14 protein-coding genes are annotated in these 15,622 nt (G+C 63.8%); 5 read left to right on the top strand and 9 right to left on the bottom strand.

Annotated features, from left to right (window positions below):
- Positions 1-18: 18 nt before the first annotated feature.
- A complete protein-coding gene (locus U5A52_RS05105; RefSeq protein WP_158759228.1) occupies positions 19-1,200 on the bottom strand; it encodes an isovaleryl-CoA dehydrogenase in 1,182 nt (393 codons plus the stop codon).
- A 194-nt stretch (positions 1,201-1,394) separates the two neighbouring features.
- Here U5A52_RS05105 and U5A52_RS05100 point away from each other — a divergent pair, with 194 nt between their 5' ends.
- Entirely contained in the window at positions 1,395-2,120 is a 726-nt protein-coding gene (locus tag U5A52_RS05100; RefSeq protein WP_321934112.1) for a TetR/AcrR family transcriptional regulator, read from the top strand.
- A 35-nt stretch (positions 2,121-2,155) separates the two neighbouring features.
- On the opposite strand, the gene U5A52_RS05095 is transcribed toward U5A52_RS05100, so the two are convergent.
- The 6 genes from U5A52_RS05095 to U5A52_RS05070 all read right to left on the bottom strand — a co-directional run bounded on the left by U5A52_RS05095 (position 2,156) and on the right by U5A52_RS05070 (position 8,739).
- Positions 2,156-3,646 carry a chemotaxis protein CheW gene (locus U5A52_RS05095; protein ID WP_321934111.1) on the bottom strand — a complete coding sequence of 497 codons (1,491 nt, stop codon included), beginning with the start codon at positions 3,644-3,646 and terminating at the stop codon, positions 2,156-2,158.
- Entirely contained in the window at positions 3,643-4,197 is a 555-nt protein-coding gene (locus U5A52_RS05090) for a chemotaxis protein CheD (RefSeq protein ID WP_321934110.1), read from the bottom strand. The genes U5A52_RS05095 and U5A52_RS05090 overlap by 4 nt, the downstream gene beginning before the upstream one ends.
- The gene (locus U5A52_RS05085; RefSeq protein WP_321934109.1) at positions 4,181-5,023 is read right to left on the bottom strand and encodes a protein-glutamate O-methyltransferase CheR; all 843 of its coding nucleotides are present in this window, start codon (positions 5,021-5,023) and stop codon (positions 4,181-4,183) included. The genes U5A52_RS05090 and U5A52_RS05085 overlap by 17 nt, the downstream gene beginning before the upstream one ends.
- Positions 5,024-5,038: 15 nt before the next feature.
- Positions 5,039-6,736 (bottom strand): methyl-accepting chemotaxis protein, encoded by a 1,698-nt coding sequence (locus U5A52_RS05080; protein WP_321934108.1) that lies wholly within the window; start codon positions 6,734-6,736, stop codon positions 5,039-5,041.
- A gap of 402 nt (positions 6,737-7,138) precedes the next feature.
- Positions 7,139-8,371, bottom strand: coding sequence for a DUF3443 family protein (locus U5A52_RS05075; protein WP_321934107.1), 1,233 nt, complete (start codon positions 8,369-8,371; stop codon positions 7,139-7,141).
- Positions 8,372-8,388: 17 nt separating this feature from the next.
- On the bottom strand, positions 8,389-8,739 hold the full coding sequence (locus tag U5A52_RS05070; protein WP_321934106.1) for a DUF2844 domain-containing protein: 351 nt from the start codon (positions 8,737-8,739) through the stop codon (positions 8,389-8,391).
- A gap of 520 nt (positions 8,740-9,259) precedes the next feature.
- Between U5A52_RS05070 and U5A52_RS05065 the strand changes: the two genes are divergently transcribed.
- Together U5A52_RS05065 and U5A52_RS05060 are read left to right on the top strand one after the other, a co-directional pair.
- Complete coding sequence (locus tag U5A52_RS05065) at positions 9,260-9,631, top strand: hypothetical protein (protein ID WP_321934105.1); 372 nt, start codon at positions 9,260-9,262, stop codon at positions 9,629-9,631.
- A gap of 25 nt (positions 9,632-9,656) precedes the next feature.
- Positions 9,657-10,199: a glycine zipper family protein gene (locus tag U5A52_RS05060; RefSeq protein WP_321911432.1), complete on the top strand. Its 543-nt coding sequence runs from the start codon at positions 9,657-9,659 to the stop codon at positions 10,197-10,199.
- A gap of 85 nt (positions 10,200-10,284) precedes the next feature.
- Here the strand turns inward: U5A52_RS05060 and U5A52_RS05055 are convergent, their stop codons facing one another.
- Positions 10,285-13,455, bottom strand: a complete 3,171-nt coding sequence (locus U5A52_RS05055; protein WP_321934104.1) for a transglycosylase domain-containing protein — start codon at positions 13,453-13,455, stop codon at positions 10,285-10,287.
- 229 nt (positions 13,456-13,684) lie between these two features.
- On the opposite strand from U5A52_RS05055, the gene U5A52_RS05050 reads away from it, so the two are divergent.
- On the top strand, positions 13,685-14,017 hold the full coding sequence (locus U5A52_RS05050) for a hypothetical protein (protein ID WP_201697413.1): 333 nt from the start codon (positions 13,685-13,687) through the stop codon (positions 14,015-14,017).
- A gap of 239 nt (positions 14,018-14,256) precedes the next feature.
- Complete coding sequence (locus tag U5A52_RS05045) at positions 14,257-14,526, top strand: hypothetical protein (protein ID WP_321911770.1); 270 nt, start codon at positions 14,257-14,259, stop codon at positions 14,524-14,526.
- 103 nt (positions 14,527-14,629) lie between these two features.
- Here U5A52_RS05045 and U5A52_RS05040 read toward each other — a convergent pair whose 3' ends face one another.
- Positions 14,630-15,364: a response regulator transcription factor gene (locus U5A52_RS05040; RefSeq protein ID WP_321911440.1), complete on the bottom strand. Its 735-nt coding sequence runs from the start codon at positions 15,362-15,364 to the stop codon at positions 14,630-14,632.
- Positions 15,365-15,622: the final 258 nt, after the last annotated feature.

The raw sequence follows: 15,622 nt of genomic DNA, 5'->3' as shown, positions 1-15,622 counted from the left end.
AACCTGAGTTGCCTGGGATTACATCGTTTCCGCGAACAGCTCGCGGCCGATCAACATGCGGCGAATCTCGCTCGTGCCCGCGCCGATTTCGTAGAGCTTCGCGTCGCGCCAGAGACGCCCCACCGGATACTCGTTGATATAACCATTGCCGCCGAGAATCTGAATGGCTTCGCCCGCCATCCACGTGGCCTTTTCCGCCGTGTAGAGAATCACACCCGCGCAGTCCTTGCGCACCTGGCGCACGTGGTCCTTGCCGAGCGTGTCGAGCTGGCGGCCCACTGCGTAGAGATATGCGCGGCACGCCTGGTACGTCGTGTAGAGATCGGCAACCTTGCCCTGAATGAGCTGGAATTCGCCGATGGCCTGGCCGAACTGCTTGCGGTCGTGGATGTACGGCACCACGGCGTCCATGACCGCGGCCATGATGCCCGTGGGGCCGCCCGCAAGCACGGCGCGCTCGTAGTCGAGGCCGCTCATCAGCACCTTCACGCCACCGTTGAGCTGGCCCAGGATGTTCTCTTCGGGCACTTCCACGTCCTGGAACACTAGTTCGCCCGTATGCGAGCCGCGCATGCCGAGCTTGTCGAGCTTCTGCGCAACCGAAAAGCCCTTCATGCCTTTCTCGACGATGAACGCCGTAATGCCGCGCGACCCTGCTTCGGGGTCGGTTTTCGCATAGACCACCAGCGTGTCGCAATCCGGGCCGTTGGTGATCCACATCTTCGTGCCGTTGAGCACGTAGCGGTCGCCCTTCTTTTCCGCGCGCAGCTTCATGCTCACGACGTCCGAACCCGCGTTCGGCTCGCTCATGGCGAGCGCGCCGATGTGTTCGCCCGAAACGAGCTTCGGCAGGTACTTGCGCTTTTGCGCCTCGGTGCCGTTGCGATGAATCTGGTTCACGCACAGGTTCGAATGCGCACCGTATGACAGGCCGACCGAGGCGGACGCGCGCGAGATTTCCTCCATCGCGACCATGTGAGCCGTGTAGCCCATGTTCGCGCCGCCGTATTCCTCCGAAACCGTCATGCCGAGCACGCCCAGGTCGCCGAACTTGCGCCAGAGGTCCATCGGGAACTGGTCGGTGCGGTCGATTTCGCCCGCGCGCGGCGCGATTTCCTTCGCCGCAAAGCCGGCGATGCTGTCGCGCAGCATTTCGACTTCTTCGCCAAGCGGGAACTGCAAACCGGGTACGTTGCTCATGTGTGTCTCCAGAGAATCTCGGTCCGGGCGGTGCTTCGCCCCATGGACGCCCATTTCACGCCACATTTACGTTAACGTCAATAGGTATTTCTGAGTGACGCTCAAGTTGTCATGCAGATGAAATTTCCTTGTCTGGCGGCGATTCTTTCGTAGATAATGAATTCCACCCTGACGTAAATTGAATCAAGCTCAACATGGAAGCCGTTGCCCAGAAAGCCGTCCTGCCCGCCTCGCGCCGCCAGCCGGCGGGCCGCAAGTCGCAGCAGCGCGTGCGGGAAATCCTGCAAGCGGGTCGCGAGGTGTTCTCGGAAAAAGGGTACGCGCGCGCCACCACGGCCGAGATCGCCCAGCGACTCGGTGTGTCCGAGGCAACGGTGTTCAGCTACTTTCGGGGCAAACGGGAGTTGTGCGCGCGCGTGATCGGCGACTGGTATGACGAATCGATCGCCGCGATCGAAGGCGGCCTGCCGCGCGACGGCACCGTGCGCCAGCAGTTTGCATTCATCGTGCGCATGCATCTGCAGTTGATGCTGGAGAGCGGCACCGGCATCTGCGAACTGGTGCTCTCGGAAGGCCGCACGCGCCACCACGATCTGAGCGACGCGCTCACGGAAATGCAGCGCCGCTACACGGCGCCGCTCATGCGGGTGCTCGCGCGCGGCCAGGAAAACGGCCAGATCCGCAACGACCTGCCGCTGCGGCTGCTGCGTTCGCTGGTGTTCGGGCCCATGGAGCACGTGCTGTGGGACGCGACGCTCGCCAACCGCCGCACGGACATCGACGCCACGGCCGACCGGCTCGTGGATGCGCTCTGGTCGGCCCTGCAGCCGCCCAACCTCGAACTCGCCGCGCTAGCGCAATTCAGCCAGGACGTGGGTGAAGCGGTGCGCCGGCTCGAGCGCGAACGCGCCGCGCGCTAGCCGGCGCGCCGCTTCGCACACTGGTTGGCCAGCCATCAAACCGCCGCTTCCTCGGCCACGCGCGCGCATAGCGAAGCGGGGTCGAGCAGCATCAGCGTGCCCTTGCCCGGCAGTTCCACGGCTTCGCGCATGTCGTTGCGCACGCACGCGCCTTCGCTGCGCGTGAACGACTGCGGCAACGCGAGCTGGGCCGAACCGGTCAGCGTCACGATATCTTCGACCGAATCGACAAGCAGTCCGTATTTTTCACGCTCGTATTCGACAATCAGCACCTTCGCGCGCGCGAGATCCTCATACGGCGGCATGCCGTACATCGCGCGCACGTCGATCACGGTCACGAGCACGCCGCGCAGGTTGAGCATGCCGCGCACGACGCCGGGCAGCCCCGGCGTATGCACGATGTCGTCGCGATAGTCGATTACCTCGCGTAACTGGGCGATGCGCACGCCGATCAACTGGCCGATGCGGAACGTAACGAGCGTCTGCCGCGTGCCTGCACCGCGCTTTTGCGCCGCCTGCGTCAGAGCGTTGCGATACAGATCGCGATGACCCGCCGCGAGCGCCACGACACGCTCGTTGGCAAACAGCGCGTCGGCGTTCATGAGCAGCACGCCCGCGCCATCTTCTTCGGCCGCCAGATAACCCGCGAACAGCGAGCGCTGCGCATTGCCGCCGTAAGCCGGCATGGGCAGCAGGTCTTCTTCGCGGTACGCAACGATGCTCGCCACTTCGTCCACCAGCATGCCGAAATGCAGGTCGTTGCGATGAAGCACGACAATGCGCCGCTCGTCCACACGCGCCTCGTCGCCGCTCGCGCGCGCGAAGCCCAGCAGCGCGCTGAAATCGAGCACGGGAATCGTCGCGCCGCGCAGGTTCAGCATGCCGATGCATACCTCGTTGGCGAGCGGCGACTGCTGCAAGGCCGGCACGCGGATAATTTCCTGGATCGCGTCCATCGGCAGCGCGAGCGCCGTGGCGCCCACCTTGAACGATACGTTCTGGCGGCGTTGCCCCTGGTGCGCCCGCCGCTCGGCCGCGCGCGGCGCCGTTTGCGCGAGCTGCGGCATGTCGCGCAAACTGAGCAGCACCGCGGGCGCGAGCACCTGCAGAATGCGCTCGCCGCCGTCGAGCTTGAGCACCGCGCCAATCGCCATGGGCGGGCTGCCCTCGGGCACGTCGAGCGTGATGACCTGCTCGCGCGGCACACGCAAAATTTCGCCCGTCGCGTCAAACAGCAGCCCTACGCGTACGCCGCCGGATTCGACAATGGCGACCTTGCGCGCCGCGCTCGTGCTCTCGGCGTTCAAACGCAGCAGCTGCCGCAGATCGACCACGGGAATCAGCGTGCCGCGCAGGTTGAAAAGCCCGAGCAAATACGACGGTGCAAGCGGGATCGCTGTGAGCGTCTCGGGCGGATTGACGACCTCCTGCAAGGCGGACACCGGCAGCGCCAGTTCGGTGCCCGCCAGATGGAACGAGCCGTACAGTTCCACGTTCGGGCCGGCTGCAAGCGTGCGTAGACTCATCGAGTGACTCCTTGTTCCGGCAACTGCGAGGGCATCGCAGAGGACTTCGGCTCGAGTGAGCGCGAGAAGTGGCGCACAGCATAGTGATGCTGCTCGCAGTCGATGCTCAGCTGGCGACCGCACTCGCCGCCCACGTCGACATGCACGAGTTTCAGCCGCGCGTCGGCCAGCATCTGGCGCGCAATACGAACGTTTAGCTCTCCGATCGGTTCGTGAATTGTCGTGCGATGGTGCATCATGTTCGCGCCCCCCGCGAGCACAGCCTCGATATCGCCTTCGCGGGCCTCGTGGGCGTGCATCATGGCGAGCAGTTTCGGCAACGCTTCGATCACGTACTTCGCGCCATTGCCGGCCTGCGGAGCACCGGCGACCCGTGCGCCTCCCGTGGGCTCGGGCAACAGACAATGGGCTAACCCGTATGTCGCGCGCGAGCGCCACAGAAGCCCGATGCCCACGCACGACCCCAGCGTCGCGCGCAGGATTTTCCCTTCCTCGCCGCTGCTCACGGCGATTTCACACATTCGCACCTGCACGTCACGCTGGATGCTCATGTTCACGTACCTCATTGCGATAGATGAGCGGCTGTTCGAAGACGAATCCCGCTGCGACGCGGCTCAGCGATTCGGACTCGCCCACGATCAGCACGGCGCCCGGCCGCATCGCCCGCCGCACGTTGGCGAGCACGGCCTTCTGGCCTTCGAGATCGAAATAGATCAGGACATTGCGCAACAGGACCAGATCGAACTGGCCGAGATCGCGCGGCACGTCGTAGAGGTTGTGACGGCGAAAGCTCACGTGCGTGCGCAAGGGCTCGTTCACGCTGATGCCCGCCGCGTCGCTGCGGAAATACCGCTGCACGAGTTCCGGCCGCTGCTGGCGCAGGCTCTCCATGCTGCGGCCGGCATAGTGTCCGGCGCGTGCACTCGCAAGAATGCCGTCGGAGATATCGGTGCCGACGATCGCATAGCGTAGCGAGGGATGCAGCAAGCGCAACTCCTCGCAGAGCATGGCCGTTGTCCACGCCTCCTCGCCACTCGACGCTGCAGCCGACCAGACGCGCAAGGGCTCGCCCTTGCGCTGTGCTGCCCATCGCGGCAGGAATTCGCCCGCCAGATACTCCCAGATGCGGGGCGTGCGAAAGAACGACGTTTCGTTCGTCGTGACGAGATCGATGAAGTCGCGCACCTCGTCCGAGCTGCCGTCGAGCAAGCGCAAATAATCGCCATAGTCGGGCAGCCCGAGCGTCATGATGCGGCGGCGCAAGCGGCCCTTGAGCATGGTCCACTTGCGCTCGTTCATCGCGATGCCGGTATGCCGGCGCACCTTCTCGAACAGCGCGTTACGCACCGACAATTCGGCATCCTGATCGATATCCACTGCAACCTCCAGACTTCACACCACGAAGCGCGCCACTGTCGTGTCGAGACCCACCGCCCCGCCCTTGAGCGACGCCGCCGCGCGCGCGATCGTGTCGCACGCGCCCGCCGACTTCTCGGTTTCTTCGGCGACCTGCTGAATCGCGGCGCTCACCTCGCGGGCCGCAATGAGCTGCTCGTCCGCGCCGCATGAGATTTCCGAAATCGCCTGGGTCGTGCGGCTCACACCCGCCACGATCTTCTCGAAGGCTTCGCCCGCCTGCTTCGAAATTTCGCTGCCCTGCGCAACGCGTTTCACCGACTCGTTGATGAGCTTCGAGATTTCCTTCGTCGCTTGCGAAGAGCGTTCCGCCAGCTTGCGCACTTCATCGGCGACCACGGAGAAGCCGAGGCCGTGCTCGCCCGCGCGCGCCGCCTCGATCGCCGCGTTGAACGCGAGCAGATTGGTCTGGCTTGCGATTTCGCCAATGACCTTGATGATCTCGCCAATATCCTCCGACGAGCGGTTGATCAACTCCATCGCCTCGATCGATCGCGTCACGGCCTTCGCGCCGCGCTCCGCCTCCTGTTGCGTGTCCTTGGCGAGCTGGTCGGCGCCGCGCGAATTGTCGGCGATCGAGTTGATGGACGCCGTGAGTTCCTCGATCGACGCGTTCATTTCCTCGACCGTCGCGCCGAGCAGTTGTGCGCCGCTCGCCACGGTGTCCGCGCGCGCGGCGATGTCCTGCGAAGAGTCCTTGAAGGTGCCCGCCGATTCGACCACCTTGCCGATCACGCCCGCGAGGTCGCTCATCATGCCCTTGATGCCGGCGGCCAGCTGGTCGATCGGCTCCTCGCCGGTGACCTCGACGTCGCCCGTGAGGTCGCCGGCGGCCGCGCGACTCACCACGCCGAGCAGCTTCTCGACCTTGCGCTGATCGTCTTGCGCGCGGCGCTGCACGCTCTCTTCCAGCTCGACCTGGGCGCTCACGTCGTTGGCGAACTTGATGACTTTGTAGAGCCGGCCATTCACGTCGAAGATCGGGTTATAGGTCGCCTGGATCCACACCACGCGGCCGCCCTTGGCGATGCGCTTGTAACGTCCCGCGTCGAACTCGCCGCGATTGAGCTTGGCCCAGAACTCGCGATAGTCGGGGCTGGCCGCGTACGACTCCTCGCAGAACGTGCGGTGATGTTTGCCGAGAATTTCTTCGAGACGATAGCCGAGCGTATCGAGGAAATTCTGGTTCGCGTGCAGCACGACACCGCCCGTGTCGAACTCGATCACGGCCTGGGCCTTGTCGATGGCGCGCAGACGCCCTTCGTATTCCGCGTGCTGCTGCTTGGCGGCGGTGATATCGGTGGCGAACTTGATGACCTTGTAGGGCCGGCCGTTTTCGTCGATCACCGGATTGTATGACGCGTTGATCCAGATCTCGCGGCCGCCGCGCCCTACGCGCCGGTATTCGCCGCGGTCGAACTCGCCGCGGCCAAGCCGGTCCCAGAACTGCCGATAAGCCTCGGTACGCACATAATCAGGATCGCAGAACATCCGGTGATGCTTGCCGCGCACTTCCTCGAGCGTATAGCCGAGCGTCGCGAGGAAATTCTCATTGGCGTGAAGAATGGTGCCTTGAAGGTCGAATTCAATGACTGCCTGAACACGATTTAGCGCTGCATTGACTGCGCTTAATTCGCGTAATTCGATCTGACGATCCGGTGTCGATTGTTCCATGGTCCTGCCCTCGTATTGGGTTCGCTTTCGATGCAAATCGGATTGCGGCGTGCCGCCGTCAGGTTCGGGCGATTTCTCTCGGATTTTTTATTTGGCGCTCGTGGCGCCTCGATGCTGCATCTCTTACCCGTGTTTTATCGGCTCACTATCTGGTTAACTTGACCAGGGGTTTGTGCTAAGGCAAACGTTTTCGTTCGGCCCCGCGTTAGCCATCGCGCGATATTTTTTTCATGAGATACAGCTGCTTCAATTCCAATATTCATTTAATGAAAAATTGGCAATTGAAACGCCATTTCATGCAATCAATACTGAAAACGTTTTAGATTCCATTTCCTCAGTTATTGAGTAATAAAAAAAGCGCACTTTACAGTGCGCTTTCGCTTTTAAAGTCGCCGCGTGCAACTAGCGATTCATGTATGCCACATAGGGACCCTTCCCACCGCCGGCGGAACGTGCGCCGTCGATCCCGTAGTAGACGCGCCGGCCCAGGAAGAACGGCAGGCCGAGATCGACCGTTTGAGCCATGTAAGCCGTGAGGTTGTTGAAGGCGAAATTGCTGGAAGCGAGTAGCGCGAACGCGTTGCCGATATTCACCGTCACGTTTTCGCTCACACCAGTGGAATCGTTCAGCACGACATTGCGCGTCCAGTCGACTGGCGGCGCGAAGAATCCGTTGTATTGCATGATCGAGCGGTCATCGAAGAACGTCGCGTTCGATCGGGAATCGATGAATCCGGCGACTGCCGTCGAACCGCTGTACTTCGCGACAAAGTTGCCGCAGCTGTCCGTGGCCAGAACCGTCGCGCCGGCGCCGCTCAACGGGTTGTTCGCCTGGGTGTCGATGCCGAACGTGAGCGTGCCGTCCACCGCGCTCGCGCCAAGCGACGAGACCGCGGGCATATCGACAATGACGCCATTGTTGTCGATGGGAAACAGCGCGACGGGATTGATGATCTGCCGCATGACTGGCATCGCGACGGCTTTGGCCGGGCGGGTATCGGCGTAGTAATAGCCTTCCAGCGGCGCTGCCGCGCACGCGGAACCGCAATCGTAGCGCGCGGTACCGATGCCGAGGATGCCGTTCGCGCCCAGCACGGCCGGCGAATTCAGCGCCGTGTTCCACACGCAGGCGTCCGGCGTGCCGGACACGATGGCCGGGTCGCTCATCACCTGGATCGGCACGGCGGCGGCGACCTCCTGCGAGAGCTTGACGTCGGCGTTGCGCAAACTGGCCAAGGTGTGGCCGGAGCCGAAAGCGGCACACACACCGACGCTGCTGCCGCTGACTGCATCGGTCTGCACCGGCAGCGCGGCGAGGGTCGCGGAAGGAATCGCCGAGGCATAGAGGCGCAAGCCAAACGAACCCGTGTCGAGCAGCACGTTGTCGATCGTGGCGCAGTTGGCCCGCGCGCTGCTGTTCGGCTGGCAGATCGTCACGCTCACGAGCGGGAAATTGCGCACGCTCGTCGCCGACGAAACGCGCACCGGGACCGTGTTGCCCGCACCTCTCGTGCCGCCCGCCGTGCCTGCGTCCGGTTTCGCCGGCACGACGCTGTCCCCGCCCCCACCGCCTCCGCCGCAAGCAGTCAGGACGAAGCTCAGTACGAGCACCGAGATCCACGTGATTCTTTTCATTGCGTCTCCCCGTTGCCTTACTGGATTTCGTCCGTGCTGAAGCCCTGCGGCAGCCAGGCTCGACCTGTCAGCGCACCCATATGACCACCCGACTCCACGACGAGATCGTCCTCGCGCAATGCGACCGGTCCATAGCCGCCGCCGCGCGCGGCGTGGGCGCTGGCGAGTCCTTTCTGCCACGCGGGGAAATAGCTGCCGAGCAGCGTTTCGAGCGATCCCACACGCGGGCCGCGCCACGAGAGCGCGAAGACGATGCCTTTCGCATCGAGGTATTCGCGAATCGTCGCGCCATTGGCAAGGGTCGAGGTATTGACGGTGTAGCGGGCGACGGCCGACTTGCCGGCTGCCATGAGACGGGCGTCGGGCACGCTACGCACTCCGGCGTAGGTGGGTGTCCCCCCAGCGCGGCCCACGCCGGCGACGCGGACAGCAGCGACATCGCGACAAGACAAGTAAGATTTTTTCTCATGTCGTAGTCCTTATTAATTATGTGAACGCACAGCGGCGCGCTGCAGCAGTGAGGCGCGAGAAGTCTATGTCAATCCAACAAAGGGCCTGCATTCAGAAAATCGAAATGGCTTTTTCGATTTGTTGATGGCCAAGGCAGGGCGCAAGCTGCAAGAAGATCGATATCCAATTGTTACAGCCGGGCGGCGCGCGCTCGTCCCTCACTGCGCGCATTTGCGTGAAACATGGGCCACGAAGCCAGCCGTTGCGCGCCGTTTGCGCTCCGGGAGAGCTTCGCACCCCATAAACCTGCCAGCGTTTGTAACAACTCGAAAAATCGGCGCAACTCGCGTAATTGCATTGGTTCCGCCGATGTCTTAGCGTTCGATAATTGGCTGGCGCGCGCCGTTGCCCCAGCCTGCCCGTTTCTGGAGATCGTGTGTGAGAAGGTCGAAACTGTTTCTCGGGGCCGCAGCGGCCGCGCTTGTCGGCGTATGCGGGGTAGCACAGGCGGCGCGCGTCGGCGTGTTCATCGGCGGCGGTGTGCCGTATTACTACCCGGTCGCGCCCGTACCGTACTACTACGCGCCGCCCGTCATCGTCGCGCCGCCACAGGCGCCCGACTACATCGAGCAGGGGCAAGCCGGCGCCCCGATGGACCCGCAGCCGGGCCCCGGCGATGCAGTGGGCGAGCAGCAGGCAAACGCCGACACCTGGTACTACTGCGACGAGTCGAGAACCTACTATCCGTATGTAAAGCAATGCTCGTCGGGCTGGCGCGCGGTTCCCGCCCAGCCGGCGCCTTCGAACTGACCACCTTGACGATATCGAGCCGCAAATGAAATACACGTATCTCGCGCTACTCGCCGCCGCGGGGCTCCTGAGCGCATGCGCCGTGACGCCCACGGGGCCGAGCGTGATGGCCTTGCCCGGCACAGGCAAAACCTTCGACCAGTTCCGCGCCGACGACGCGAATTGCCGCCAATTCGCCTTCCAGCAGGTAGGCGGCGTCACCGCGAACCAGGCGGCGACCGGCGCAGGCCTCGGCAGCGCCGTGGTGGGCACGGCGCTCGGCGCGGCCGCGGGCGCGGCATTCGGCGGGGGCCAGGGCGCGGCCATCGGCGCGGGCGCGGGCCTGCTTGCCGGCAGCGCGGTCGGCATGGGCAACGCCCAGGGCTCCGCGTGGGACGTGCAGCGCCGCTACGACTACGCCTATCTGCAATGCATGTACGCCACCGGCAACCGCATACCGGCGCCCGGCAACATGACGATGTCGCAACCCCAGCAGTTCCAGGCGCCGCAGCAGCAATTCCAGACAGCGCCCCGCTATTTGCCGCCGCCCCCGCCGGGGTCGGCGCCTCCGCCGCCTAGCGGCTATTGAAGCGGTATTGACCGCATAAAAAGAACGCGGGACTTGGCGCATGCGCCAAGCCCCGCGTTTTGCTTTGGATGCCGAGTAGCCCGATTCAGTGCGAATCGAGCTCGAGCGCCTTGCCGTTCCACACCACACGGTGCATTTCACCCGATTGCGGGTCGATCAGCGTCATCTGCTGTGCGGCGTGCACGGGATCGGGTTTCGCATCGCCATCCGAGGCGGGCCGCGATTCGAGCAGCGGCTGCAACACGGGCGCAAGCGACTTCAGCAGTTGCACAGACAGCGCGCTCGTGAACGTGTAGCGCGCCGCATAAGGCTCGTGCACCCATGCCGTGAGCGTGCCGTAGAAGCGGTTGCCGATCACGAACACGAAGGTCGCGCTGCGGTTCACCTTGCGCGATTCGATCAGCCGCGCGCCCGGCGCGTACACGTTGAAGCGCTGGTCGCCGGTGCCGGTCTTGCCGTAGACCGGCAGCGTCTTGCCGTCGGGGAGCGTCATGCCCTCGGCAAGGCGCTTGGCCGTGCCGCCCTCCACCACCGCCGTCAGCAACTCGCGCACCACCTGCGAAATCTCGGGCGAAACCAGCGCTTGCGGCGGCGTGGACGCATGCACGAAGTGCGTCTCATAGGGTGTGCCGCGCGCAAAGTCGAGCGACTCGAAACTATGCGTCGGCAGCTTTTCGCCGTTGCTCGATATGAGGCCGATGAGCTGCGCGAGCGCCGCGGGCCGGTCGCCCGACGCGCCGATCGCCGCGCCATACGAAGGCGTGATGCTGTCGAACGGATAACCGAGCGAGCGCCAGGACTTGCCGATCGCGTCATAGGCGCGCAGCTCGATCATGTGGCGAATGCGCCGGTTCTGCGTGGCGTGGTACTTCGTCTTGAAGAGCCACGAGTAGGTATAAAGTCGCGTGTCGCGGCTCGCTTCCTGAACCTGCGCGAGCGTCGCATCCGGGTGCGTGCGCAAGTAATTCAGCAACCACAGTTCGAGCGGGTGAATGCCCGCAATATAGCCACGATCGTTGAGGTTGAATTTGTCGATTGCGTACTTGTCGTAGTAGCGCGCGAGGTCTTCGTCGTCGAGCCACTGGAACTTCGTGTTTTTGAGTTGCGCGCGCATCTGTGCGTCGAACCATGGCAGCTGGCCATCGGGCTTCGCGCTGCGCAGCACGGTCGCAATGCGCGCCGGGCCCTTGCGCGTGTGCTGCAGCAAGATCGCCAGCGCTTCGTCGTTGCTCTTGCCCGCGTAGCGCGTGTAGAAGCGCTTCATGTAGACCTGGCTTTCACCATCGGCGAACTGCGTGAGAAAGCGCGTGCGCACGGCCGGGTCGTCGAGCCACTGCGCGGGCGGCCCCGAAGTCTGGATCATCTCGTAGTGAACGATGTCGCGCATGAGCCGCACGAACACCAGATTCACCGAATGCTGGAACGCGCGGTGCACGGTGAGAATCTGCGCGTTGTCACTCGACTCGAAATTGTTGAAGCTCTGCGCGCCGCCGCCGGTGTAGAACGTCTCGCCCGGGTTGGCCGAATACTTGCGCTCCACGGCCGCTTCGAGCATGGCATGCAGCGAGCGGTCGGACGTTTTCGAAAGATAGTCGACGGCCCAGCGCGTGAGCGCGTCGCTCGGATCGATTTGCGGCAGCATCGCGCGCAACGACTTCACGTCATCGGCCGCGTACCGCGCGTGCAGTGCGCTCACGATCTGCAGATACGTCACGAGCGTGCGCAGCTTCGCTGTCGACCCCAGATTCAGCCGCGCACCCGAATTGATGTCGAATGGCTGGTTCACGCTGTCCGTTTGCACGCGCACGAGGTTTTCGCCGTTGCTGCGCTCGAACAGCGTGAAGCTATACGCGATCTTCGAAGGATCGTCGGAGGGGCGCAGCATCTCGAAGCCGACCAGACCCGCCTGACGCGCGCCATCCTTCGTCGCGGCGTCGGCAAGGCGCTCGGCCACGGCCTGCTGCACGCTGTCGACGAGCGTAGCCGTGGCGGTGAGATCGAGGCGGTCGAGGTCGTAAAGCGTCTTCAGTCCGAGCGCCTGCATGAGTTGAGTGCGCAGCGTCAGCACCGCCTTGCGCTCCATGAACGACACCGGCGCGCGCTGCGACGGCTTCGAGCGGTCGAGCGAGAGTTGCGTGGCGAGCGCGGCGTCGCGCAACGCGGGCGTAATCACGCCGCCGGCGCCAAGCAGGCGGATGTAGCTGTCGGTCAGTTTCGCGAGCGCGTCGTTGTTCTTTTGCAGGAAATACGAAGGCGCGCGCTGGGCGATCAGCAGCGAGAGCACCTGGCGGAACGCCAACGCCTGCGTGTCGAGCGACTCGGGCGTAAGCGGCGCGCGCAGGATCCGGTTGACGTCGCGGAAGTCGCGCCCATACCAGGCGGCGAGGCCGTCGCCAAGACCGTTGACTTCACCCACACCCGGCTTGGCGGAGAGCGGCACCGAATTCAGGTAGTGCACGAGAATCTGCTGGCGCGCAGGCATGGTCTGCGGGCCGTCCAGGTAAGCGCGCAGCGAAGCGGACGCGATCTGGCGCAGCTTCTCCGGCGGCGTCGAGGTACGGCCGCCCGACGAATGCCGGAACTTCTCGATCTGCGTGGCGAGCGTGCTGCCGCCCGGCGTTTGCTGATGCCGGTTCACGAGGCGCGCCCCCTGGTCGACGAGCGCGCGGCTAAAACGCCCCCAGTCGATGGCCGGGTTGCGGTTCGGCTGATCCGGGGCCAGCAGGTACTTGTCCTCGATGAAAAGCAGCGAGTCGCGCACCACGGGCGGCACCGCGTCGAAATTCTCGTAGGCGCGCTGCGGATAACGCGTATGGAACAGTGTCGCACCCGACGCGTCGCGCAGCACGATCCCGGCCTGATCCTTTTCTTCGAAGGGCAGGAAAAGCCCTTGGTCGGCCACGGCGAGCATGCGATCCGAATCGCGCGCCTGCGCCGCGATCGCGAAACCGCGTTCCGCAAGCCGGTTCGCGAAGGTGGGCAATTGCGCATAACCGAGCCGCACGTCGTACGGCCCGTTCGTGGTGGGAAAGCGGATGCTGTGGCTCGGCCCGTTCTCGACCGTATAGCCTATGTCACGCGTGAGTTCGGAAAGGTAGCGCGCCTGCAGACGCGACGTATCGATTTCGATCTGCACGATGCGCGCGATGATGACGAGGGCGGCCAGAAACGCGACGACGAATCCCCACTTGACCCACCTGAAAAGTGAGCCAGCGCCAGCGGCGCGAACAGGAAAGCGTACCGATGGGCGGTTCATGCGTATTCTCCTGACGTCACGTCAGATTTCCAGGCGGCACCCCTCAGATAGTCTATCTCTCTCCGTAGGATCTTGCGTGCCGCTATGTAGGGCTCCGCACGCTCGTCGCACTGCCGCAACACCTATGCCCGGTGCGTGACAGTTTTGCGGCATTTTGCGCGAGCCCCGTGGCACGGGAGATGCTCCCGATATAATGATTGACTGACTATTTGGTTGGATACCGGGAAATATGAAGAAGCTTGCCGTGCCCCTTGCCCTTTCGCTCACGCTCGGCGCGTGCGCGTGGTTTCAGAGCAACCCGGACGCGGGTCAGCCGGTCATCGATTCCACAACCAACCGGTCGGTCCAGGACGTGATCTCGTGCCTGACCGTGGAAGCCCAGCGTCACGGCGCCAGCTTTACCACCTCGCCGCTGCCGCAAGGCCAGATGCTCGAGTTCGGCGACTCGAACGTCATCAAGGTTCGCACCGACAACGGTGCGACGACCTACCGCTATTACGCCGGCAAACGCCACGCCTCGAACCTGTGGATCGAGGGCGCGAGCAAAACCTGCGCGCCTTGAGCATTTGACGGGCGGCTTGCGCCGCAGCCGCGACGTGCGCGTGCCGAAAGCGCCTTTTTGCGCTTTTTCGCAGTTTGACGCCCGTCTATTACAGCCTTTTACATTCATGCGCGCTGTGTAGCGCGCTGACACATTTTCGCCAGGCGTTTTAAGAATCGCTTAAGTCTTCGTGCGCATCATCGCTTCACTCAGAAGAAACGCATGCAGCAGGAGGTTCCGTGAAACAGCAAGATCCGCAGATCCAGACGACGAGTCAGGTCAACAGCGAGGCAGCGCCCGGTGCGAAGCCCGTTCGCCGCACCTTGTTGCGCCGTTTGCTCAGCCACCACGAGCTTGCGACCCTCCTGTTGCTGCTGCATGCGCCGATCGATGCGCACGCCAAACCGGAAATTCCCATGCTCAAGGAAGCCGGCCTCGTCGAGCAGGTGCAGGACGCCGCCGGTGACGCGCGCATCCGCCTCACGTCGGAAGGCAACGCCGTGCTGCAAGGACTCGGCCTCGCGCGCTGAGGTTGCCGCGCGCCGCACCGGACACGTCGAACAAAAAAGACGGCGACACGCATTGCGTGCCGCCGTTTTTTTTGCCGAACCGCATAACGGTGCGCGCGTCGCCTCAAGCCGGCTCGAGCTCCTCATTTTCGGCGGCGAACGCCTCATTTTCGTCCTGCAAGCGCAGTAGCCGGTAGCCGCTCTTGTATACCGGCTGGAGCCGGAAGCCGTTCGGCGTCTCGATCTCCAGCAGCAGACGCAGGCGCGACACGTGGCTGTCGATCGTGCGGGTCAGCGTATGCAACTCGCGCCCCCACACCATCGCGTAAATATGATCGCGCGAGAGCACCCGGCCGATGTTCGAAAAGAACAGCGCGGCGAGCCGGTATTGCGTAGTCGAAAGCTCCACGGGCTTGCGATGCACGCTGACAGCCTGACGCCGCATATCGAAGTGATAGGGACCCGCGTCGATCGTCATATTCTCGTAGCGGTCGGGAAACGCGCGGCGCAAGAGCGCGTTCACGCGCGCGCGCAGCACCGAAGGGCACACTGGCAGGCCCACATAGTCGTCTGCGCCAACCGAAAACGCGCGCACCACGCTCTCGTCGGACGCGTCTTCCGAGACGAAAAGCACCGGAATCTGACTGCCGTTCACTGCCCGCAACGTTCTCAGCAACTCGGCGCCGGCAACCTGCGAGCCCTGCCAGTCGAGCACGAGCATGTCGACCGTCGATGCGGCCAGCGTCCTCGCCAGTGTGAGCGCGTCGCTGAACTGAACGCAGGCGTGACCGCATTGCGTCAACACGCGCTCGAGTTGCTGGCGATGGGCAGCGTCGCGCTGGAAAATCGCGATGCGCATAGTGGGTCCTTTTATGAATCGACTATCGAAGCGTGCAATTTTGTGGAGATGTGCAAAAACTGCCCATCGGACGAGTCCGAAATCCAATCGGCCGCAGCGCTTTCCCACAGCCGCCCATGCGCGCTCTGACGGACGCAGGCCAGGCCCGCGTCTGGCGGCCGGCAAGCTTCCTGTAGAATCTCCGGCTGGCCTGAACTCGTCGGCACGTCCGCCCACCCGCGCGGACGCGCTGTTGCCGTGCCCCCACCCTTGCGCCCG

The organism is Paraburkholderia sp. J8-2 (assembly GCF_905220195.1).
Taxonomy (GTDB): domain Bacteria; phylum Pseudomonadota; class Gammaproteobacteria; order Burkholderiales; family Burkholderiaceae; genus Paraburkholderia.
Note: the sequence above shows the minus strand (reverse complement) of the source record. Positions and strands in the feature narration are given on the sequence as shown.